The sequence below is a fragment of the Mycolicibacterium wolinskyi genome (assembly GCF_002101965.1).
GTDB classification, from domain to species: Bacteria; Actinomycetota; Actinomycetes; order Mycobacteriales; family Mycobacteriaceae; genus Mycobacterium; species Mycobacterium wolinskyi.
On sequence record NZ_LQQA01000007.1, the window covers coordinates 1 to 21,944 of the forward strand.

19 protein-coding genes are annotated in these 21,944 nt (G+C 63.7%); 15 read left to right on the forward strand and 4 right to left on the reverse strand.

Annotated elements, in window-relative coordinates; all coding sequences use genetic code 11:
* Nucleotides 1-287 precede the first annotated feature (287 nt).
* Both AWC31_RS06080 and AWC31_RS06085 read right to left on the reverse strand, forming a co-directional pair.
* Nucleotides 288-1,364, reverse strand: a complete 1,077-nt coding sequence (locus AWC31_RS06080) for an S-methyl thiohydantoin desulfurase family protein (protein ID WP_085143455.1) — start codon at nucleotides 1,362-1,364, stop codon at nucleotides 288-290.
* Nucleotides 1,361-2,911: a hydantoinase/oxoprolinase N-terminal domain-containing protein gene (locus tag AWC31_RS06085; protein WP_085143456.1), complete on the reverse strand. Its 1,551-nt coding sequence runs from the start codon at nucleotides 2,909-2,911 to the stop codon at nucleotides 1,361-1,363. The genes AWC31_RS06080 and AWC31_RS06085 overlap by 4 nt, the downstream gene beginning before the upstream one ends.
* A gap of 226 nt (nucleotides 2,912-3,137) precedes the next feature.
* On the opposite strand from AWC31_RS06085, the gene AWC31_RS06090 reads away from it, so the two are divergent.
* From AWC31_RS06090 to AWC31_RS37765, 11 genes are all read left to right on the forward strand, one after another.
* Entirely contained in the window at nucleotides 3,138-4,214 is a 1,077-nt protein-coding gene (locus tag AWC31_RS06090) for an S-methyl thiohydantoin desulfurase family protein (protein WP_165765921.1), read from the forward strand.
* Between the two features lie 119 nt (nucleotides 4,215-4,333).
* Complete coding sequence (locus AWC31_RS06095; protein ID WP_133060112.1) at nucleotides 4,334-5,602, forward strand: hydantoinase/oxoprolinase N-terminal domain-containing protein; 1,269 nt, start codon at nucleotides 4,334-4,336, stop codon at nucleotides 5,600-5,602.
* 196 nt (nucleotides 5,603-5,798) lie between these two features.
* Nucleotides 5,799-7,217 (forward strand): PucR family transcriptional regulator, encoded by a 1,419-nt coding sequence (locus tag AWC31_RS06100; protein ID WP_085143459.1) that lies wholly within the window; start codon nucleotides 5,799-5,801, stop codon nucleotides 7,215-7,217.
* Between the two features lie 115 nt (nucleotides 7,218-7,332).
* Nucleotides 7,333-7,968 carry an MSMEG_1061 family FMN-dependent PPOX-type flavoprotein gene (locus AWC31_RS06105; protein ID WP_234816742.1) on the forward strand — a complete coding sequence of 212 codons (636 nt, stop codon included), beginning with the start codon at nucleotides 7,333-7,335 and terminating at the stop codon, nucleotides 7,966-7,968.
* 482 nt (nucleotides 7,969-8,450) lie between these two features.
* Entirely contained in the window at nucleotides 8,451-8,939 is a 489-nt protein-coding gene (locus AWC31_RS37645) for a flavin reductase family protein (protein WP_207626302.1), read from the forward strand.
* 391 nt (nucleotides 8,940-9,330) lie between these two features.
* The gene (gene pdhA, locus AWC31_RS06115) at nucleotides 9,331-10,410 is read left to right on the forward strand and encodes a pyruvate dehydrogenase (acetyl-transferring) E1 component subunit alpha (protein WP_207626308.1); all 1,080 of its coding nucleotides are present in this window, start codon (nucleotides 9,331-9,333) and stop codon (nucleotides 10,408-10,410) included.
* A gap of 14 nt (nucleotides 10,411-10,424) precedes the next feature.
* Complete coding sequence (locus tag AWC31_RS06120; protein WP_207626309.1) at nucleotides 10,425-11,390, forward strand: alpha-ketoacid dehydrogenase subunit beta; 966 nt, start codon at nucleotides 10,425-10,427, stop codon at nucleotides 11,388-11,390.
* 18 nt (nucleotides 11,391-11,408) lie between these two features.
* Nucleotides 11,409-12,722 carry a dihydrolipoamide acetyltransferase family protein gene (locus AWC31_RS06125; RefSeq protein ID WP_085143463.1) on the forward strand — a complete coding sequence of 438 codons (1,314 nt, stop codon included), beginning with the start codon at nucleotides 11,409-11,411 and terminating at the stop codon, nucleotides 12,720-12,722.
* 49 nt (nucleotides 12,723-12,771) lie between these two features.
* A complete protein-coding gene (lpdA, locus tag AWC31_RS06130) occupies nucleotides 12,772-14,142 on the forward strand; it encodes a dihydrolipoyl dehydrogenase (RefSeq protein WP_085143464.1) in 1,371 nt (456 codons plus the stop codon).
* 34 nt (nucleotides 14,143-14,176) lie between these two features.
* Nucleotides 14,177-15,262 (forward strand): Glu/Leu/Phe/Val family dehydrogenase, encoded by a 1,086-nt coding sequence (locus AWC31_RS06135; protein WP_085143465.1) that lies wholly within the window; start codon nucleotides 14,177-14,179, stop codon nucleotides 15,260-15,262.
* Nucleotides 15,263-15,850: 588 nt separating this feature from the next.
* Entirely contained in the window at nucleotides 15,851-16,063 is a 213-nt protein-coding gene (locus AWC31_RS37765) for a hypothetical protein (protein ID WP_234816743.1), read from the forward strand.
* Between the two features lie 79 nt (nucleotides 16,064-16,142).
* On the opposite strand, the gene AWC31_RS06145 is transcribed toward AWC31_RS37765, so the two are convergent.
* A complete protein-coding gene (locus AWC31_RS06145; RefSeq protein ID WP_085143466.1) occupies nucleotides 16,143-17,066 on the reverse strand; it encodes a phosphotransferase in 924 nt (307 codons plus the stop codon).
* Nucleotides 17,067-17,362: 296 nt separating this feature from the next.
* Here AWC31_RS06145 and AWC31_RS06150 point away from each other — a divergent pair, with 296 nt between their 5' ends.
* Complete coding sequence (locus AWC31_RS06150; RefSeq protein ID WP_085143467.1) at nucleotides 17,363-18,010, forward strand: cutinase family protein; 648 nt, start codon at nucleotides 17,363-17,365, stop codon at nucleotides 18,008-18,010.
* A 72-nt stretch (nucleotides 18,011-18,082) separates the two neighbouring features.
* On the opposite strand, the gene AWC31_RS06155 is transcribed toward AWC31_RS06150, so the two are convergent.
* Nucleotides 18,083-18,787 carry a TetR/AcrR family transcriptional regulator gene (locus AWC31_RS06155; protein WP_085143468.1) on the reverse strand — a complete coding sequence of 235 codons (705 nt, stop codon included), beginning with the start codon at nucleotides 18,785-18,787 and terminating at the stop codon, nucleotides 18,083-18,085.
* An 81-nt stretch (nucleotides 18,788-18,868) separates the two neighbouring features.
* Here AWC31_RS06155 and AWC31_RS06160 point away from each other — a divergent pair, with 81 nt between their 5' ends.
* The 3 genes from AWC31_RS06160 to AWC31_RS06170 all read left to right on the forward strand — a co-directional run bounded on the left by AWC31_RS06160 (nucleotide 18,869) and on the right by AWC31_RS06170 (nucleotide 21,942).
* On the forward strand, nucleotides 18,869-20,017 hold the full coding sequence (locus tag AWC31_RS06160; protein WP_085143469.1) for an FAD-dependent oxidoreductase: 1,149 nt from the start codon (nucleotides 18,869-18,871) through the stop codon (nucleotides 20,015-20,017).
* Nucleotides 20,018-20,092: 75 nt separating this feature from the next.
* Entirely contained in the window at nucleotides 20,093-20,878 is a 786-nt protein-coding gene (locus tag AWC31_RS06165) for a bestrophin-like domain (protein ID WP_085143470.1), read from the forward strand.
* A gap of 20 nt (nucleotides 20,879-20,898) precedes the next feature.
* Nucleotides 20,899-21,942: a Gfo/Idh/MocA family protein gene (locus tag AWC31_RS06170; RefSeq protein ID WP_085143521.1), complete on the forward strand. Its 1,044-nt coding sequence runs from the start codon at nucleotides 20,899-20,901 to the stop codon at nucleotides 21,940-21,942.
* Nucleotides 21,943-21,944: the final 2 nt, after the last annotated feature.

The window sequence follows — 21,944 nt, forward strand, 5'->3', positions numbered from 1 at the left end:
CGCGTGTCGGGTAAAAGAGGCGACCGGATCGTGATGGCTCTGTCGTCGGCGGCGCCGCAGGTAGACGACGGAATCGTCGTAGCGGTTGGCCAGACTGCTTCCTGTTGGATGACGTGTGCGACGTCGACAAGGTCGTCCAGATCCAACGCCGCGCTCACGAACGGTTGCCCCGGCGCGGGGTCGCGTCGCGGCGCAGCGCGGCGGTGACTGGCGGCGATAACCGGGCGTCTGCCAGTCAGTCCGACACGACCCATAAGGCGCAGGGCATTCCGCAGCGCGCTCGGCGCCTAACGTTTGGCTTCTTCCACAGGTCGGAAGTCTGCGTCGTAGCCGAACGCTCGAGGACCGGTGAGTGCGAGTCCTCGTTCTGATCGCCATCGGTCGTCACATGGGAGACCTAGGACGCAGAGACGGTACCCGAACTTCACTTCCTCAGCAGTGATGGGTTGCCCGGAGTCGCTGGTCATCATGACGATGAGGTCGGGAACCGTCGCCACCAACTCGCCGTTGCGGAGGGCGACGATGTTCTCGTTCTGAAAATGGATGGTCATCTCCTGGCCCCGCCATTCGTCGAGACCTTGCAATGTGACCGTCCCGAGGGTGAAGCCTCCGGAGTTCGCGCGCTGGACTGCTGTGACCTTGCCTTCGATGAGGATTCGGCCACCTCGGTGGGTGACCACCGCATCGGCGGCTGACTGGTGTTCAGCCCTGGAGGAGCGGACCAGACGCCCGAGGTCTTGGGCAAGGGTTATCACTCCCGGGATCAGCCACTCCTTGGCTTGTTTCCCGGTCATCGGATACAGCGCCGTCATATTGCAACAACCGGATGCGACGGTCGTTGCGCGCATTAGTGTCTCGGCCCATTGGTTCGAGGACGCGGTCAGCACCACGGCATTGCCGTGCTCGTCTGTCATGCTCAGCGGCGTGGCTGATCCTCCGTACAGTGTGGGCGTGACGAGCTCGAGTGCGGGGAATGCGCGCCCCATGCCGTCGGCGTCGACGATTGGAAGACCTAGAGAGAGCGCGCTGAAAGGGACAACGGCATTCAGACCGCCCGCTTCGATGGGGGCGATGTGGGTGAAGCGTGCACCGAGGAAGTTCTCGAGTGCTTGCACAGCGCTTACTGCTTCTTGCACACGGGGCAGTTTCTCGACCAGGACCCCCGGGGCGCCGATGGCCGCAACGAAGCAGATGCGGTTGTCATCTGCCAGGTCGTCCAGTTCGACGAGCGGGGCGTCGCCATGGGCTCGGATCTGTTCGCGCGCCATCAACTGGCCGATATAGGGGTCACCTCCTCCACCCGCTCCCAGGACAGTGGCGCCGAGCGCGATGTCGACCAATGCCGATTCGTCGATGTACCTCATAGCAGCGCTCCTTTCAACTGCATGTCGCCGACTGCCCGGACCCGTACCCGAATCGCCGTGCCGCCGGGCAGGTGAGACAGGGGGATGTCTTCCTCGTCGATGATGCGGACGGTTGCAGGGTCAGCGCCGGCGGCGACCGCGCGGTCGCGTGCGTCGACTCGAGCGCGGATCAGGACGTCATCGCGGCCTGTTCCGGCGAGTGATTCGATCCGATCGACTTCTCCGCCGGCCATCGCCATGGCTGCCCCGACGGCGTTGGCCGAGCCTGGTTCAGTTGGCACTTCTGTGGCGCCTGCGATGAGCGGGGCGATCAGTGGGGCGCCGCCTCCGACCACCGAGATGACGGTCTGGGCGTCGGTCATCTTGGTCTGCTCGATCAAGGCGTTGACCTTGTCGCGGACATAGGCGAGTGCGCGCTCCACCAGCTGCCGGGGTACGTTCCGGACTGCGTCGACATCGCCGATCTGGGCGAATCCCGCTCTGACAGCAATGTCGGTGAATGTCAGTGTGCTGCCACCGAAGACGAGCGCGTCGCTGGTCAGTCGGTACCCGACTGACGCTGGGCCGACCAGACCGGTGGAAACATCGACAATACTGCCACCCCCGATCGCCAATGAGGCCACATCTGGCATCCGAAAGTTGCTTCTCACACCTCCGAGATCAACCGAGACTGTCGACTCTCGCGTGAAACCCGCACGGAGCAAACCGATATCGGTGGTGGTGCCGCCGATATCGATCACCACCGCGGCATCGTGGGCGGCAAGCCCACACAGCGCGGCGGCTCCTCTCATCGAGTTGGTGGGGCCAGAGCCAATCGCAAAGATCGGATACTTCTCGACCTGTCCGAGTGTCATGAGTGTGCCGTCGTTGCCTGTGATGAAGATCGGCGCCGAGAGATCGAGCCCGTCGAGAATATCGGTGAATGCCGAGGCCACGGAACCAGCGAGCGGACGAAGGCTCTCGTTCAAGATGGCGGCGTTCTCCCGGCCCAAGAGGCCGATGCGGCCGATCTCGTGAGAAACCGTAGAAGACGCCTCGGGGATCTCCTCGAGCAGGATCTGTGCTGTGCGCTCTTCGGCTGCCGGATCGAGTGGGGAGAAGGTGCCGGAGATTGCGATATGCCGGGTACCATGCCGGCGTATCTCTTGGGCGATCTCGCGCAAGGTGGGTTCATCGAGATCGTGGAGAGGCCTCCCGTCGAACTGAGTGCCGCCACGAACGACGTACGTGCCTGCGTTACAGGCGGCGGCAAGAGGTTCTGGCCAATCGGTCAGCGGCATAAGCGTCTGGGGTGGCGTCGCCAGACGGATACTTGCCGTTCGAGCAAGGTGTTTCGCTTGAGTGACGGCATTGATGAAGTGCGTCGTGCCGATCACCACGGCGTCGACGTCCCGTGTGGAGGAGGTTGACAGCAGTTTCTCGATGCCATCACGGATACCGGATGTGATGTCCGGGGTGGTCGGCGATTTGCAGGTGGCACGAATGGTTGTGCCCTCGAGCAGCACCACATCGGTGTTGGTGCCGCCCACATCGATTCCGAGTCTCATGCCGAGGTGCGCTCCTGTTGTCGTCAGCAGATCTGGCTGCTCCGGGACCCGCCTGTTGCGTAGGTCTCACGTCGAGCTGCGTGCGCATCAGACTGTGGCGGGTGGATCGGGAAATCAATGTGCACTTCGCTGCGCGGAAGCGGCTGCATTGGGCGAATGCAACAGGCTACATATCAAATTATGTGATTGACTGACTGTCCGGCGGGACGTCGAGTGGCAGGATCTGGTGTTAGAAATCGTCGAGAAAGACATCGGCGCGTTGGCGCTAGGAGCTACCGTTCTGGGCGCGGGGGGCGGTGGAGATCCATGGGTGAACACGGCGATCCTGGCCCAAGCGATCGCCGAGTACGGCCCCATCGAGGTGGTCGACGCGTCGCAACTGCCGGCGACTGATCGGGTCGCGACCATTGGACTGGTAGGGGCACCTACGGCGATGCTCGAACAGTTTCCGGGACCGTGCGAAGTGAAACGAAGTTTGGACCTGCTCGAAAGAGTGGTAGGTGCAAAGTGTGCCGCAGTGATGCCGATCGAAGTCGGCGGAATGAACGCGTTGTTCCCGCTGGCCGCCGCCGCCTGGGCGGGTGTTCCGTGCCTCGACGCTGATGCCATGCATCGTGCATTTCCGCACATCGACATGACCTTGCCAGCGCTGCGGGGAGTCCGAGCAGGCCCTGCGGTACTGGCGGGGTGTTCCGGATACGATGTGGTGCTGCGTGCTCCCACCAATCGCGGTATCGAATCGATGGCGCGCGGATGCGTTCGCGATATGGGGCTGGTGGCGGTGCTCTGCGCCTACCCGATGACTAGTGAGCAGTGCATAAAAACCTGCGCGCAGGGGTCGCTGACGCACTGTCTTGAAATCGGCCGGCAGCTTGCCGCTGTCGACCCGCACGAGCCCGACGCCCTCGATGGCTTTCTCGGCTTGGTGGGCGGGCGCTGCCTTGTCGATGGGGCCGTCGTCCACGTCGTACGACCTGAAGTGAACGTCCGCAACGGCCGTGGAACGGTGTTGATCGAGGCTGAAGAGTCGCCGGAACGCCTCGTGCGGATCGAGTACCAGTCAGAGAACATCATCGCCATCGAGGATGGACGGCCTCTAGCCACCACCCCCGACCTCATCGTCATCCTTCGCCTTGAGACCCTGCAACCGGTGGCCACCGAAGCCATCGCGGTCGGGCAGCGGGTGCAGGTCATCGGCATCCCTGTCCACCACGGCTGGACCACCGCCGAGGGAATCGCGATGGCCGGCCCACGAGCTTACGGGTACGACCTCGATTACTCCGCGTTCGAGAGTGCCGGTTGACCAGCTTTCGGTTGGGTATTCACATTGGCGACAGCACGCTCAGTGCCGCGTTGATCGACACGTCGCTGCGGGTTGCCACCTCGTTCTCAGTTCCCCGATCCGGCACCTTGGCGGAGTCGTTGGACGCCCTGGTCACCAACGGACCGTCGCGAATCGATCTAACAGACATAGCCTATGTCGGGATCGTGGTCAACGTCGGCCGGGAAGCGATCGAGCACCAGGATCTTGCAAAGGTCGGAGCCTTGCGCATCTCGGCGCCGGCCAGTATCTCGGTTCCGCCAGCGGCGACGTGGCCTGCCGAGTTGGCCGCAAGCGTCGCTGTGGAATCGGCTGTCATCGGTGGTGGACACGACTACACCGGCGGTGAACTCGCCGACCTCGATCTCGCGGCAGTGCGTTCCTTCGCATTTCGCTGCCGCGGCGCGGTGGACGCGATCGCAGTCACCGGATTGTGTTCGACCGTCAACTCTGACCATGAACAGCGAGCCGCCGCAATCATTCGATCGGTGCTCGGTCACCGGATTCCGGTCACTCTGGCACACGAGATCGGGGGTGTCGGACTCTTGCAGCGTGAGAACGGCGCCATCCTCAACGCGGCTCTGGTTCGGTCGTTCACCCGGGCGCTGCGTGCCTGCAGTGACAAGCTGACTCGTCGCGGGCTGACTGGCGAGATCCTCATTGCCCAGAACGACGGAACTTTGCTGAGTTTGGCCGAAGCAGCGCGGCGCCCGATCTTCACCCTGGAAAGCGGTACTCCACACGCCATGCGCGGCGCCGCGCACCTGTCTAACACGACCAATGCCATTGTCGCTCATGCAGAGCCGACGATGATCAGGTTCGGAGCGCTGGTGGACGGGTATCCGCTGGAGTCCACCCTTCCGACCGACATCGTGGGTATCCGCACTCATTGTCGGATGCCTGATCTCATCACGATCCGCGCGGGCCGAGCGTCTCCTCTCGGCCCGGATGTCTTGTCAGAGTCGGAACAACGTTGGTGTGTAAGTGCGGCAGAACGCCTAGCGGGTCCGCACCGTGACATGCCTCTGCTCGGGGTGGGAGACAGCGCCAACCTGCTCGAGCGGATCGGCGGTGCGGCGCGCGAGGTAGCGGTGGTGGAACACGCCGCCGCGGCCGCGGCGGTCGGGGCTGCAGTCGCTGACGTCTCAGGGAGTATCGATCGAACGTGTGACTACGAAAATCAGTCTCGGGAAAAGCTCTTGGCGGAAAGCATCGAAGCCGCCACACTTGCTGCCGTGCGATCCGGCGCCGATATCCGACACATCAGGATCGACAGTGTCAGGGAGACGCCCTTGGGCTATTCGCCGGGTCGAGGCGCACGAATACGAGTTCGGGCGGTGGGTCCCGTACTCGACTTGCAATCGCGATGACGTCGTCTCAACCCGCCTCGTCAGCTCCCGAAGAGGAAACATCTTGTCTCTCAACGTCGCTCAACTGATTGCCAGCGGTATCCTGAGCGATACCGAACTAGTTGGCGGACGACGGGGGCTGGGCCGCCGTGTCCGTACCGTTACGTCCTGCGACTCTGCACATCGCCTGCGAACGCTGGGTACCGGCACTGTCGCGGTGTTCACCTCCGAGGGCCCCACCATCGAAGATCTCGACGCTGAGACCGCGATCCGGCTGGCCGGCGGCCTCAACCTGTCCGCGTTGGTCTTCCCCAGTCAGGAGCCACGCGACGCCCTGGTGACGACTCGCCGGCTGGCGGACAAACTGGGGTTGCCCGTCATCGTCTGTCGATTGACCTCGACCGCCGAGGCGGTCGACCGCCTCGACAACCTGGCGCGGTTCCCGGAACTTGCGACCGCGCGGTCTTTGCAGGAGTTCATCCGCAAACTACGCCATACCGGACAATCACCCGACCGGCTCCTTGCTGCGTTGACCGAACAACTTTCCTGCCCGGTTGCTCTTATCGACAGCCACGGACGACGAGTCCGTGGCACCACCGCATTCGAAGCCTCTGAGACTCTCCTCGAGCACCTCAGGCAGTCACCAGCTGTTGGAAGGACGATCGAGGACGACACTGGTGGTGTGACCGTCGTAGAACCGATCACCCGGTCACAGGAACGGACGGCACACCTTTGGCTGGCTGCGGACATCGAGTCACGTATCGAGGCGCGCATGGACCATGCGCGCCACCTCCTTGCTGTGTCGGCCTGGCCGCTCACGGCCGCACTGCTTCAGCGCACACTCACCGGTGAGCGCGAGGGGCGCCAGCGATCGATGTTGCTCACCGAGATAGTGGAGCACTCGGATTCGCTGCCACGCCAGACCGTCGAACGGGCTGCGGCACTCGGTTGGCAACTGTCGGGATGGCACACTGCTGTCGCGGTCACCAGCCGAGACGGGGGAGCTGATGCCCGGGGGAGCCTGGCCGCTCGGGTGGTCGAAGACGGTCTCAAACTCCACGAGATCAACGCTGACCTCGTGGAACGTCCGGAGGGCTGGGTCTTTTGGATCACGAACGAGCTCGAGCCGTCTACGGGCGACGGCGTCGCGCTGATGGACCGGATTCGAACGGCCCTCGAGTGGGTGAACCACGAGGTGCCGTCGGCGTCGCTGGCCGCCGGCGTCGGTCTACCCTTCGAGGGCCCGGAGGGTATCAGGAAATCGATCCAGGAGGCTGAGCACGCATGCCTACTCGCCAGGACAAGTTCGCAGCCGGTCGCCGTCGAGCATAGTGACTCCACCAGCGTTCGCCGGCTGTTGATCGGCTACTACTCGAACCGCGCCCTACGGGAAGTCGCGGCACATTTAATGGCACCGCTGCGGGAGGCCGACACCGCCGGTGATCTGGAACGCACCATGGCGGCGTTCCTGGACAACAAGTCCTCGGCCACCGCGACAGCCAAGGCGCTCAACATCCACCGCAACACGGTTCTGCATCGACTCGAGAGAATCACCGCCTTGTTGAAGTTGGACTTCACCGACGCCGAGGACAGGCTGGCTGCGCAGCTCGCGGTCCACCTCGCCGAACTGAACTGATACGACAGAACGCCCAACAACATCATCCTGACCGCACGAGTTGCACATTGCTCTTCTTTCCAAACTTGGAGGACGCTGGTCCTGACCTTTTCACCCATCTGGAAGGTGGTCGACAGTGGCGACTTCTGTGGACAGACGACCAGCCGCGCTTTCCCCGCAACGGGTGCGTGAGATCATCGGTGAGCCAGAGGCGCTGGCGGCGAACAAAGTGCAGCCCGGCCTAGACGTCCATTTCCGGCGCTTTATCGCGCATTCCCCCTTCCTGTGCATGGCCACCTCCCATGCCGACGGCACTGCCGACTGCTCACCGCGCGGTGACTACCCCGGGTTCGTGAAGGTGCTGGACGACACCACCGTGGCGATCCCGGATCGGGTGGGCAATGCCCGAATTGACTCCTTTGAGAACCTGGCGACTAATCCCAGTATCGGACTGATCTTCTTGGTGCCAGGCCACCGAGAGACGCTTCGCGTCAACGGAAAGGGTTACCTGACCGAGGATGACGATGTGCTCACCCGTTTGCAAGTGGAGGGTAAGACGCCGCGACTGGCAGTGATTGTCGAGGTCGAAGAGGCCTTCATCCATTGCGGGAGAGCGATCATCCGGTCTCGACTGTGGAATCCGGACAGCCAAACACTGGCGGCTGAGGTTCCAAGCATGGGTGACATGGTCGCAGACCAAATTCGGCCAGAAGGACTCGACGCCGAAACTATCGACGGCGTCGTCGAAGTCGGCTACAAGACTCTTTACTGACAGAATCGGAGCCGATCACCATGCAGGATCTCGCAGCGACACCCGTCCCGGATCAGCACGTCCGAGTCGAAGCAATCACGAAGTTGACCCCGGACGCCGTCGAGGTACTGTTGCGCTCTGAATCGGGCAGCGTGTTGGCACCCTGGGACGCCGGTGCACACATCGACCTCACTTTGCCCAACTGGCTGGTGCGCCAATATTCTCTGTGCGGCGACCCCGCTGATCTCCAGCGGTACCGGATAGCGGTGCGGCGTGAAAAGTTGAGTCGCGGTGGATCTGAGTACATACACGACTTTCTCCGTGTCGGCGCGAAGCTGACGGTCTCACTACCGCGCAACACCTTTGAGGCACCCCAGTCCGGAACTCCGATGATGTTCATCGCGGGTGGTATTGGGATCACACCGATGCTGCCGATGTTTCTGGGCGCCCGTGCTGCGGGCGAGCGTGCCACGCTGTTGTACACAGGATGGTCACGTTCCAGCATGGCGTTTTTGGATGAGCTCGATCCACACAGTGAAGACGTCATCGTGGCCTCTGATGACCAGGAGGGACGCCCGGACTTCTCGCAACTGGCCGCGAATCTCAACGGCGGCACCCAGGTCTATGCGTGCGGACCCGAACCGATGCTTGTCGCGATCGAGAACGCGTTCGCGGCAACGAGCGGGATGCCGGTACAGATCGAACGGTTCCGCCCCCGGGCACGGGTATTTGCGGCCAACACCGAGTTCGAAGTCATGTGCGCCAGATCCGACCGGACTGTGACCGTCGGCAACCACGAGACGATGCTGGACGCGCTGACCAAGGCCGGCATCGCCACAGTCAGCGGATGCCGAGAGGGTGTCTGCGGAAGTTGCGAGATCGCAGTGCTATCAGGCGAACCCGAGCACCGAGACGACGTCGGGGCGCCCGATGGCCGGATGTATCCGTGCGTTTCGAGGGCACGCACGGAGCTGATCGTGGTCGACGTCTAGCTCAAGTTCAGCCGACACGGTGTCCTAATTCCACAGCGACGCCGCAGATTCATTGCTGCACCACATCGGGATGCGATATCCCAAACTTCCTAAGTTTTGGCTGCACGGACAATGGATGTCTCCCGTCGGCTCGCTGATGTGCGGCGGTGTTATTTCCGCTCTTGCCAAGGTGTTTTGACAGCACCGATCAAGGTCCCGCCGACTGTAGGTGCCGACGTCCGCGGGGGAGGCAGCCACGCAAATTGCGCAGTGTCGCAGGCCCCGATGTGGGGCCAACTACGCAGAGTGCGCAATCTCACGAGCAACAGTTGTGCAGTCTGTAACGAGGTGTTTGGGTGAAAACCATCAAGCGTCAAATCCGTTGTAAATAAGGAGGAATGACGTGCACAAGATCGAAAACACACCTACGCAACTACTGAGCGAAGAGGGGCTGCGGGTTGACGACGACGTGTTGGCACCGCTTGTCGCAGACATCGATGATGTCCGGCTGCGCGACCTGTACGAGGACCTTGTGGTTGTGCGCCGCATCGACACCGAAGCCACGGCCCTGCAGCGGCAAGGCGAACTAGGTCTCTGGGCGCCACTTCTCGGCCAGGAGGCCGCCCAGGTGGGATCAGCGCGCGCACTCGATGCTGAAGACTTCGTGTTCGCCAGTTACCGCGAACACGGCGTCGCCTACTGCCGCGACGTCGATCCGACCCACATGCTGCGGTTCTGGCGGGGGTCGACCCATTCGGGCTGGAATCCGCACGAGTGCCGAATGACCACACCGGCAATCATTGTCGGATGCCAGGCGCTCCATGCGACAGGTTATGCGCTGGGAACCGCTCTGGACGGAGCGTCCGGCGCCACCATCACCTACTTCGGCGACGGCGCCACCAGCCAAGGCGACATCTCCGAGGCTTTCGGATTCGCGGCGAGTTTCCAAGCGCCAGTGGTGTTCTTCTGCCAGAACAACCAGTGGGCTATCTCGGAGCCGGTATCGTTGCAAACCACAGTCACCATTGCCGAGCGGGGCCGCGGGTTCGGTATCCCCTCGATCCGCGTGGATGGCAACGATGTACTCGCGGTCCTGGCCGCCACTCGGGCAGCACTGGCAGATGCACGAGAAGGAAACGGCCCCAGCCTGATCGAGGCCGTCACCTACCGCATGGGTCCGCACACCACCTCCGACGACCCGACTCGCTACCGGCCTTCGGCTGTCGACGACGAGTGGAGGGCCAAAGATCCCCTCGATCGGGTCCGAAAGTTCCTTGAGCGCCAGGGTCTTTTCGACGACGACTATCACGACCGAATTCAGTTGCGCGCCGACGAAGTCGCCGCGGCCCTGCGCTCAGGTTGTTTAGGGACCGTGGAACCCGAACCGATGTCCCTATTCGACAACGTGTACTCACACCCCCACCCACTGGTAGCTGAAGAGCGTGAACAGTTCGCTACCTATCTGGCCGGTTTCGAAGGATCGACACGATGAACATCAATATGCCACTGGGCAAGGCGCTGAACGCAGGCCTGCGGCGCGCTCTGGAAGACGACCCGAAAGTCCTCCTTCTGGGGGAGGACATCGGTGCCCTGGGGGGAGTCTTCCGTATCACCGACGGGTTGCAGAAGGACTTCGGACCCCAGCGGGTCATCGACACCCCCCTCGCTGAGTCGGGAATTATCGGCACCGCAATCGGACTCGCGATGCGGGGGTTCCGGCCAGTGTGCGAGATTCAGTTCGACGGGTTCATCTACCCCGCCTTTGATCAGATCGTCTCGCAGGTCGCGAAGTTGCACTACCGCACCGGTGGCAACGTGCGGATGCCGATCACCATTCGCGTGCCCTACGGCGGCGGGATCGGCGCTATCGAGCACCACTCCGAGTCCCCGGAAGGATACTTCGCGCAGACCGCCGGACTTCGGGTGGTCACGTGCAGTAACTCCGCGGACGCCCATCTGATGATTCGGCAGGCCATCGCCTCCGACGACCCGGTGTTGTTCTTCGAACCCAAACGCCGCTACTGGGATAAGGGTGAGGTCGACCTCGGTGCCGATCCGGACTCGTTCCCGCTGCATAGAGCGCGTACTCTCGTCGAAGGGGCCGACGCCACAGTGGTGACATACGGCCCCCTTGTCAGTACTGTAGTGCAGGCCGCCGAAGTGGCTGCTGCAGAGGGCATCTCGATTGAAGTCATCGACCTTCGTTCGATCTCCCCCCTGGACATCGACACCATCGCGGCTTCGACCCGCAAGACCGGCCGCCTGATCGTGACGCACGAGGCATCGACGTTCATGGGCATCGGGGCCGAAATCGCCGCCCGCATTACCGAACGTTGCTTCTATCACCTCGAGGCACCGGTCCTGCGTGTGGGTGGGTTCGCCATACCGTACCCACCCGCCAAGCTTGAAAAATTCTTCCTGCCCGACGTCGACCGAATCCTCGACGCGGTTGACCGGTCGATCGCCGCGTAAGGGGACAAGGAATCAGCTATGAGTTCTGTACAGAGTTTCGTGTTACCCGACTTGGGTGAAGGCCTCACCGAGGCCGAGATCGTCACATGGTTCGTATCGATCGGGGACACCGTCGATCTCAATCAGATCGTCGCTGAAGTCGAGACGGCAAAAGCGTCTGTGGAACTGCCGTCACCGTATGCCGGCACAGTCCGTGCACTGCACGCCGCCGAAGGCGAAACGGTTGCGGTCGGCCGGCCGATTATCGACATCGACACCGACGACGCGGCCCCCGAACATCAGCACCAGGAAAAAGTCGCCGTGTTGGTCGGCTACGGAGTCGCTGGTGAGGCTGTGAGTCGTCGAGGCCGACGCCGTCAGGCGGAGCAGGTCGGCGCACCATCGCGACCTTTATCTGCCGGCCCGCAGCCGCCTGCACCACAACAGAAGATGGCCAAGCCACCCGTCCGGTTCCTCGCGAAGCAGAACGGCGTCGATCTAGCGGACATCGAAGGCACCGGTCCGAAGGGCGAGGTCACGGGCGGCGATGTCGCCGCCTACCTGGCGGCGGCACGCGACGGCCAGCGCCATCTGATCGCTGACGCGAGCGACGGCTGTGAGTCCCCCCCGGCCGACGAGGTGCATTTCGGCGGAGTTGAAACCCGCACTCCGATCAAAGGTGTGCGCAAGCAGACCGCTGCAGCAATGGTCGCCAGCGCGTTCACCGCGCCCCACGCCACCGAATTCGTCACCGTCGACGTCACGGCCTCTCTGGAGCTGCTGGAACGGCTACGCACGCATCCTGCGTTCGCGCAAACGCGGCTGACCCCGATGGTGCTGATCGCCAAAGCGCTCCTGATAGCGCTACGGTCCAACCCCAGCCTGAACTCGTTCTGGGACGAACCTGCACAAGAGATCGTGACCAAGCACTACGTAAACCTGGGCGTCGCGGCAGCGACACCGCGCGGCCTCATGGTCCCAAACATCAAGAATGCCGACCAGATGTCGCTGCGCGAACTGGCAGCAGCACTAAACGATCTGACCGGCACCGCCAGGGCCGGGAAGACGACTCCGGCAGACCTCGCCAAGGGCACAATCACGATTACCAATGTCGGTGTGTTCGGTGTCGATACCGGCACGCCTATCCTGAACCCGGACGAAGCCGCCATCCTCTGCGTCGGCGCCATTCGGAAACGGCCCTGGGAGCATCTGGGTGCCATCGCATTACGCTCCGTCGCGACACTGAGCCTGTCCTTCGATCATCGCCTGGTCGACGGTGAACAGGGATCACGATTCCTCGCCGAAATCGGACGCATCCTTTCCGACCCGTTCGAAATGATCGCACTCGGATGACCCGCCGCCCAGAACGCGCACGCAGCGCATCGACACAGGGAGCCTGACGATGACCGACGATCCAGACATCCTCGTGCTCGGCGGAGGATCAGGCGGGTATGCCTGCGCCATCCGTGCCGCACAGCTCGGCCTTTCGGTAATCGTCGTGGAAGCCGACAAGTTGGGTGGTACCTGCCTGCATCGCGGGTGCATTCCCACCAAAGCCTTGGTCCACGCGGCTGAGGTAGCCGATACTGTGCGTGCCAGCGAACGTTTCGGAGTGCTCGGCGATCTCGTCGGTATCGACCCCGCTCGTGTGCAGGCATACAAGCGCGGGGTGGTCGGCAAGCTCCATCGGGGTCTGCAGAGCCTGATCGCCAGCCACGGCATACAGGTGGTGATCGGACACGGCCGATACCTCGGCGAGCGCCGGGTCAACGTCGCCGGGCAGACGCTCACAGCTCGCCGCGGGGTGGTCCTGGCCACCGGATCGCGGACGCGTGAGCTCCCGGATACTCCAGTGGGGGGCCGGATCGTCACCAGTGACGACCTTCTGGAGCTAGAGGAGATCCCGGCGCGTGCGGTGGTGCTCGGCGGTGGGGTGATCGGCGTCGAGTTTGCCAGCGTTTTGACCTCCTTCGGCACGGAGGTCACCGTAATCGAGGCGCTGCCGCGGCTGCTCGCCGCCGAGGACGATTGGAGTTCTAAACAGCTGACCCGCGCCTTCCGAAAGCGCGGCATCACCACCATGACGTCGACCAAGATGATGTCGACCACCCAGTCGGGGGACACCGTCGTCGTCAGCCTCGACAACGGGGAGAAAATCGAGACGAGCCTATTACTCGTGGCTGTGGGACGCCGACCCCGCACTGCGGGAGCAGGTTTCACCGAGGCTGGTCTCGAACTGGATCGAGGATATGTCGCCGTCGACAGCCTATTGCGGACCAACCACGAGGGAGTCTGGGCAGTCGGCGACCTCGTTCGCGGCCCGCAACTCGCCCACCGCAGTTTTCAACATGGGCTGTACGTCGCCGAACAGATCGCTGGACATGATCCGGTGCAGCTCGACAAACTCGATATACCCCGCGTCACCTATACCCACCCCGAGGTCGCGTCGGTTGGCCTGACCGAACATCAGGCTCGCGAGAAGCACGGTGCGATCAGCACCTTCGAGTACGACCTTGCCGGAAACGGCAAAAGCCAGATCCTCGGGACGGCCGGCGGTGTCAAGTTGGTCCGCATCCCAGACGGCCCTGTGGTCGGAATTCACATGGTCGGCCACCGGATCAGCGAACTGATTGGTGAGGCACAACTCATCGTCAACTGGGACGCTCGCCCAGATGATGTAGCCGCCCTGGTACACGCACATCCGACCCAAGCCGAAGCGCTTGGTGAGGCACATCTCGCCCTTGCAGGACGTCCACTGCATGCTCACCACTGACACCCACCCCGAAGAACAGGCCCAAGGAATCACAATGATCAGCACCACCGCTCTCGACGCCACCGCAGACTCTGCCGTATTCGACCGCACAGACGCGGTTCGGGGACTCCCACACGAGCAGGTGGTTTTCTGTGAAGACGCAGCCACCGGCCTGCAAGCGATCATCGGAATCCACTCGACGGTGCTCGGCCCTGCCCTCGGCGGTACCCGGTTCTTTCCGTATCCCGACCAGGCGTCGGCCCTTACAGACGTGCTGCGTCTGTCACGGGGAATGACATTCAAGGCCGCCGTCACTGGCTTACCCTTCGGCGGCGGTAAGGCCGTGATCATCGGAGACCCCAACCGCGTCAAGACATCCGCGCTCCTGCGCGCGTACGGTCGCTTCATCGAAACGCTGGGGGGTCGCTATATTTCGGCGGCCGATATTGGCACGAATGCTGAGGATTTGGACATCATCGGTGAGTCCACCAGCCACCTAGTTGGGCGCACACGATCTGCGGGCGGGTCTGGAAACAGCGGTCCAATGACTGCCCTCGGGGTCTACCAGGCGTTGCGCGCCGCTGCCACCGTGGCGTGGGGCACCGACTCGTTGACAGATCGCCTCATCGGTATCGAAGGAGCAGGAAAGGTCGGATCGGAGCTCATCGCTTTGCTACACGCCGACGGCGCCCGCATAATGGTTACCGATGTCAACCGCGAGGTGGCCGTCACGGTCACCGGGCGTTACCCCGGTGTCACGGTCACCGACGACCTCCTCGCCGAAAAGCTCGACATCTACGCTCCGTGCGCCCTCGGCGCAACTCTCGCTGAGGCCACACTCGAGCGCCTCACCGCGTCGATCGTCTGCGGGGCTGCGAACAATCAGCTAGCATCCCCGGAGATTGACGTGCGGTTGCACAACAGGGGGATCGTTTGGGTTCCTGATTATGTAGCCAACGCCGGTGGTCTCATCCAGGTCGCGGGCGAACGTGAGGGTGTGGGCGCCGACGTCATCCGCGGACGTGTCGAGGGAATCTACGACTCCGTAACCACGATCCTGCGGCACGCGGAAGCGGAATCCATCGCTCCAGGTCGAGCCGCAGACGAGATCGCACACGCCAAACTGGCCGCGGCCGCTTAACTGACATAATGTAGGTTATCGGCACTTATGCAACCTGGCGAAATGCCACCGGCAGCGGACGTACAGTCAATCTCTTCGCCGTGCCCCTGCGGAGTTGTTCCCGGGAGCTTCCCATGGCCAACCATCACCGTTCCTGATCATGCCGTGGCTGCGCGATGTGTAAACCACGCAAGCGTCGCGGCGTTGGTCGTGCCGCAAAGGATGCGGTCGCCACGCGTCGGCGTCTCGGATACGTACGCCGGTATTCACGTCGGTCGATCGGTGGCGACGACCACTGACGCCCCTCGTCGCTCTCGGCAATTATCGTGCTATTACGTCACAGTGACGTTTTCTCCCCTGGTGCCCGTGCGACAGATTCGATTGCACTGCAGGTGATTTGGGCCCGCTGGGCTTTGGAACGAGGCTCGGCGACAACCTCGAGCACTCAGCCGGTGATAGCGTCGTCAGTGAATGCAAGGGGCTGACCAGATGTCTATTGGGGTGAGACGGACTCGGTGGCGAGTTGCGCTGCTCCTGCCGCTGACAGCCGCGATGATGCTCTCAGGCTGCTCGGCCGATCCGGGACGACCGGTCGCATCGGATGATCCCGTGACAACACTGCCGGTCCCGGCCAACATGCCACCGTTCCCGTATCCGAACGATATTCCACCGGTGCCGTTGCCGAGCGCCGTTCCCGACGTGGAACTGCCTGGTGAGATCCCGCGGGCGCAACTTCCGGCCGACGTACCCCAGATCGAGATGCCTGCTGCGATTCCTCAGATCCAGCTGCCTTCTGCGATCCCGCCCATCCCCTTTCCGTAAGAGCCGGGGCGACCAGGGCGAAATTCGTCACTGTGACGTATTCTGTTGTGGCGGTACAGATTTGGCGAGTGGCTTAGGTTCACTCCAGGCCCCCGGTCAATTCTTCGTACAACCCTTCCAGAGCGGTGTGGTCGTCTTCGGAGCCGATATGCGCAGCGGTGAACCATCGTGTGTACTCGGCGATTTCGGAGAGTCGCCAGTCCAGCGAGAAGAGCTCTAGCATCGCGGGGTCGGGCCGCAAAAGGCCGTGTACCGCAGCGGGTAGGTCGGCATAGTCCCGTTCGCGCGGTGCAAGAGCCAACGACTCCCAATCGACCAGCCGGACGCCGTCGGCGGTCACGACCTGGTTCTCGTTGTGCGGCTCGCCATGTGTCGGCACCCATGTGTCGCGTCGGGAGCATGCTGTCTCCGCCAACTCCAGGTAGCGCTCCGTCCAGCGTTGGATCTGTTCAATGTGCGCGGTAAGGGCCAGTCGTGCCTTCTCTGCGAGCGGGCCGCTCGTCCAGGGCTCGCGGGTGCGAGTTCGCAACTCGTCGGCGAACGAAAGCCCGACCCGCGGGGTCCATGGCCGCAGCCCCTCAGGTGGAACGGCCCGATGCAGCGCCTCCAAGGCCAGAACCACTTCGCGGACATGTTGGGGCTCGCGGGCCTGCGCCTCCGTCGGGCTGCTGCCCGGCAGCCACGGCGTCACGCTGAGCGCGCAAGCCCCGAGACCGACGGTGAACTGTCCAGACCGGGTCGGCAGCGGTGCACACACCATGGTCAAACCGGCGGCGGCCAGCGCAGCGGCTCCGGCGTAGGCAGCCTCAAGAGAAGATCCGGTGTGTCGGGGTTCCAAGTGGTCCAACGTCACAAACAACGTGGTACCGCCGCCGTTCGCCCGCCAGTGGTACGCACCGAAACCCCATGGCAGATAACTGATATCGGTGATCTGGGGCAACCAGTGCGCAGCAACCACATTGGTGATCTCTTCGTCACCAATCGATACCGGGCGGGATAGCACGGGCCGAATGCTAAGAAATTTGCGCCCGACCAAGAAAGGGATTTTTGCTACCCGCACGGGACACGTTGTCAGCTACCGATCGGCCAACACCTGCTCGCCCAAGATTCAAAGAGAACTGAAGGACGTTCTCACCCGAAGTTGGATGGACAGCGCCTAGTGTTACGCCTCGGGGGCACGCGTCGGGCGGCGCCGTGCGAGGACGTGGTCTTGGGGAGGCGTGAGTGGGCGGTGGCCTGTTGACCCGGTGGCGCTCCTGGGGAGCGATTGTCATAACGCTGGCGGGTTTGTGGACCGGCATGCCCACCGCGACGGCAGAGCCATGCCCGGATATCGGCGTGGCATTCGCCAGAGGCACCGGCGAGTGGCCCGGCGTCGGCAACGTCGGACAGAGCTTCGTCGACAACCTGAGGTCGCAGGCCTTCCCGCGCACCGTCGGCGTATACGGCGTGAACTATCCGGCGAGCAGTAATTTCGGCAGCGGCCTCGAATTCGAACTCAACGTCGCCGACGGCATCCGGGACCTCGCCAACCATGTACGGGGCGTGCTGTCCGTGTGCCCGAATACCAGGATGGTTCTCGGCGGATACTCGCAAGGAGCCGCCGTCGCGGCGCTGACAACTTCAGGTCTCGTACCGCAAGGCGTGCCTCCCGCGGCGGCGCCGGTGCCGATAGCGCCCGACCTCGCCGACCATGTTGATGCCGTGGTGTTGTTCGGCAAGCCTTCCGGTCAAGCGCAGATCAAATACGGCGTACCGGCCATCGATGTCGGTCCGCTGTATGCCGGCAAGTCGTTGGTGCTTTGCGCCGTCGGCGACACCGTGTGTAGTGGCGATGGTGCAAACGGGTCGAGCCTCGCCCACGGCCAGTACGGCATGAACGGAATGGCCGCTCAAGCCGCGGCGTTTGTCGTCGGCCGGCTCGCGCCACCAGCGCCGGTCCTCTGACGGTCCCCCGCGCCTGGGTTCGTCGACGACGGCGGCTATTGCGGTCGCCTCGGGGGTAGGTTCACGTCCGGATCAGCGGGTGCGCTTCTTGTCACCCATGGCGACGATGCCGGTGAGGATCAGATCGATGCCGTCGAGGAACTGTTCCCGGTCGTCGTGCTCGCGCATCTGCTCGGCGACGCCGCGGGTGAACGGGTAGTCGGCTGGGTCGAGACTCCCCCATGCGGCCGCGGCGGCCGACAGATGGACGCTGCGGTCTTCACCCGGCGCAACGACGCGCGCATTTGCGGCGTTCAGTTCAGCGGCCCCGAGCATGTAGTTGGTCACCGCTGTCACGCAGGTGAACGCCGCGGAATCCGGCACACCGAGCGCGACGACCCGTCGGCCGACGGCCTCGAATATTCGCAGCATGGCCGGCTGCAGCGGTCCGCGCGTGAGCTGTGCTCCCGCCCACGGGTGGGCGTCGACGGCATCGAAGACGACTTCTGCGATCGACCGGATCGCCGCCGCGTGCTGGGCGGCGTCGCCGTGAGTGTCGCTGAGGAACGCGGCATCGCCGATGTTCACGACGACATCCGTTGCGTCGCTGAGCAACTGGTCCTTATTGGCCACATGGTGGTAGATCGCGCCCGGCCCGGTCCGCAACACATCGGCGAGCCGCCGAAAGGTCAAGCCACCCTCGCCGTCGGCGTCGAGCAGCGACACCGCCGCGTCGATGATGCGCTCATGCGACAGCGCATCGGTTCGTCGGGAGGAGTCGCGCACTCGGTTTGGCACCTCGTCATTTTGACATCTCTGGAACGCAGTTCCAATATGGAGTTTGGAACATCGTTCCAAAGACGGCGAAAGGTGGCGGCGATGACGGTGACGATCGTGGGAGCGGGTATCGGCGGGCTGATGCTCGCCCGGGTGCTGACCGTGCACGGCATCGCGTGCACCGTGTACGAGGCCGAACCGTCGATTGGCAGCCGCACCCAAGGCGGCCAACTGGACGTCCACGCCGAGACCGGGCAGGTGGCACTCGACGCCGCCGAACTCACGGCCGAGTTCCGCGCCATCATCCACGAAGGCGCAGAGGCCGCCCGCATCCTTGACCGGCACGGCACCGTCCTGTTCGATCAGCCCGACGACGGCGCGGGTCATCGACCCGAGGTGCTTCGCGGCGACCTACGCCGGCTCCTGCTGGCATCGTTGCCCGATGGCACCGTGTCGTGGGGGCGCAAGCTCGCCGGTGCGCGTGCGCTCGGCGGAGGTCGCCACGAGCTGACGTTCGCAGGCGGGCACACCGTCGTCACCGATCTGCTGGTCGGCGCTGACGGCGCTTGGTCGCGGGTTCGCCGACTGGTTTCCGATGCCGAGCCGAGCTATATCGGCACGACGTTCGTCGAGACCTACCTGCACGACGCAGACGTGCGACATCCCCTGGCAGCCAAGGCGGTCGGAGCCGGAGCGCTGTATGCGCTCGCCCCGGGCGTCGGAATCACCGCGCACCGTGAACCACACGGTGTGCTGCACGGCTACCTCGAACTCACCCGGCCACTCGAGTGGGTCGCCAGCATCGACTTCACCGATCCGTCTGCGGCCATCGCAGGTGTGGCCCGTGAGTACTCGGGGTGGGCACCCGAACTGACCGCACTGCTGATGGAGGCTGATGAAGGTCCGGTGGCACGGCCGCTGTACGCGCTCCCAGACGGTCACCGCTGGGATCGCGTGCCTGGCGTGACGTTGATCGGAGACGCGGCACACCTGAGCCCTCCGGGCGGCGAGGGAGCAAACCTGGCCATGCTCGACGGCGCGCGTCTGGCGCTCGCGATCGCCACCCATCCCGACGACGCGGATACGGCGTTCGCGGTGTACGAGCAGGAGATGTTCCCCCGCAGTGCAGCGTCGGCCGTCGACGCCCGCGAGACCCTGGATCTGTGCCTCGGTGCGCGTGCGCCATACGGGCTCGTCGACTTCTTTGCCGACGAACAGGGTTTGGCGCAAGACAGCCGGCGGCCGAAGTAAGACCGTCGAAAGTCATCACGTGGGAACACGCAATGCGCCGCCGCGCCGCCGCATTCGCTGGCATTCTTACGCACCATGGGCGACTTTGGGCTGATCGGCGCGTGGCTGCTGCTGGCGGTCGTGATCGTCGGCGGAGTGATCATCGCGGTCGGCAGTGTGCTCATCGCCAGCCGCATCATTGCCCGTGACGCGCGACCGGAACACAACTCGATCCTGTCGCCGTTCCTCACCGTCGTCGGCCTCATTTACGGTGCGGTTCTTGGGTTTACCGTCGTCGTCGGCTGGCAGCAGTATCTCTCGGCCGAGACAAATGTCGCGACAGAAGCGTCAATATTGAAGACGATGTACCGCCAGACCGTCGCCATGCCGCAGCCCGAACAATCCGAGGTTCGCGCACAGATCCGCAAGTACGCGACCGCGATGCAAGGACCCGAGTGGGGCAAGAATGAGTTCGGCAATATCAGCAACGACGGCCGGGCGGCGCTCACCGCGATGTACCGCATCGTCGGCAGTGGCAAGCCCAGTGATGCGACCAGTGCGATCAACCAGCCGTTCCTCAGCCAGCTGACGGAGCTGTCAACGATTCGCAGCGCACGAATCTTGGATGCGAAGCCACGGATTCCACCATTGTTGTGGTGCGCCTTGGTCTTCGGCGGGTTCGTGCTGATCGCGCTCACGAGCTTTATGCGGTTGGCTGACAACCGTGCTCACATCATCCTCGTCAGCGCCGTCACCATGCTGCTCGCCTTGCTGCTGTACCTCATATTCGTGCTCGACCACCCGTTCGGTCCGATGGGCGTTACGCCCCAACCCTTTTCCGAGGCCTTTGTGGTCTTCGACCTCGTCGACCAGGGAACCTAGTGACGTTCTGGAGGGAATCAGTGACTGAGCAACTGCGGGCCGGGGTTATCGGAGCCGGTTTCATCGGCGCGGTGCATGCCAACGCCGTGCGGGCCGCGGGCGGAGTGGTGACGAAGGTTGCCGCATCCACTCCGGAGCGCTCTGCTGAGGCCGCTCATCGACTGGGCGCCCTCGGTGCAGCCGACACGGCCGAGGAGCTGATCGATTCCGACGACGTCGAGGTCGTACATATCTGCACACCGAACTCGTTGCACGTGCCGTTGGCCCGGCGTGCGCTGGCCGCCGGCAAGCCGGTGGTCTGCGAAAAGCCGCTGGCAACAACACTTTCCGACGCGAGTTCGTTGGCCGCCGAGGCCCAGGGCAGGGTCGCCACAGTACCCTTCGTCTACCGGTTCTATCCGGCGATTCGCGAGGCCCGGGCCCGAATCGCGGCCGGCGAGGCCGGTCCCCTGCATCTGCTGCACGGGGCCTATCTGCAGGACTGGCAAGCCGGCGGCGCGTCCGCCGGGTGGCGCGGTGAGGACACCGAAGGGGGCGCCTACCGAGCATTCGCCGACATCGGGGTGCACTGGTGCGATCTCGTTGAATTCACGGCCGGGCACCGAATCACGCGACTGCTGGCACGCACGACCGCCAGCGGCACGGTGACAACGGTGCTGTTCGACACCGACGCGGGCGCCGCGGGGTCGATGCTGGCCAGCCAGACGGCCATCGGCCGGCGAAACGCGCTGAGGATCTCGCTCGACGGTGCCGACGCCGCATACGGTTTCGACCAGGAGAATCCGGAGAACCTGTTCGTCGGCGGCATGGACGGCAACCTCACGCTGCATCGCGGGTCGCCTGCGTCGTCTGCGGCGACGGCACGCTACTCGTTGCTTCCGCCCGGCCACCCGCAGGGTTACCAGGACTGCTTCAACGCCTTTGTCGCGGACACCTACGCCGCGATCGGCGGGTCGGCTCCTGACGGGTTGCCCACGTTTGCCGACGGCCTGCGCGCGGCCGCACTGGTGGACGCGGTGATCACCTCGTCTCAATCCTCTACTTGGGTGGAGGTGCCGACATGACG

What these genes read in the sequence shown, in the direction of transcription:
- AWC31_RS06125 (WP_085143463.1), top strand. Translation starts at nt 11,409, where the DNA reads ATGAGTTCTGTACAGAGTTTCGTGTTACCCGACTTGGGTGAAGGCCTC.
- AWC31_RS06160 (WP_085143469.1), top strand. Translation starts at nt 18,869, where the DNA reads ATGACGGTGACGATCGTGGGAGCGGGTATCGGCGGGCTGATGCTCGCC.
- lpdA (WP_085143464.1), top strand. Translation starts at nt 12,772, where the DNA reads ATGACCGACGATCCAGACATCCTCGTGCTCGGCGGAGGATCAGGCGGG.
- AWC31_RS06085 (WP_085143456.1), bottom strand. Translation starts at nt 2,911, where the DNA reads ATGAGACTCGGAATCGATGTGGGCGGCACCAACACCGATGTGGTGCTG.
- AWC31_RS06165 (WP_085143470.1), top strand. Translation starts at nt 20,093, where the DNA reads ATGGGCGACTTTGGGCTGATCGGCGCGTGGCTGCTGCTGGCGGTCGTG.
- AWC31_RS06135 (WP_085143465.1), top strand. Translation starts at nt 14,177, where the DNA reads ATGATCAGCACCACCGCTCTCGACGCCACCGCAGACTCTGCCGTATTC.
- AWC31_RS06080 (WP_085143455.1), bottom strand. Translation starts at nt 1,364, where the DNA reads ATGAGGTACATCGACGAATCGGCATTGGTCGACATCGCGCTCGGCGCC.
- AWC31_RS06150 (WP_085143467.1), top strand. Translation starts at nt 17,363, where the DNA reads ATGCCCACCGCGACGGCAGAGCCATGCCCGGATATCGGCGTGGCATTC.
- AWC31_RS37645 (WP_207626302.1), top strand. Translation starts at nt 8,451, where the DNA reads ATGGCGTTTTTGGATGAGCTCGATCCACACAGTGAAGACGTCATCGTG.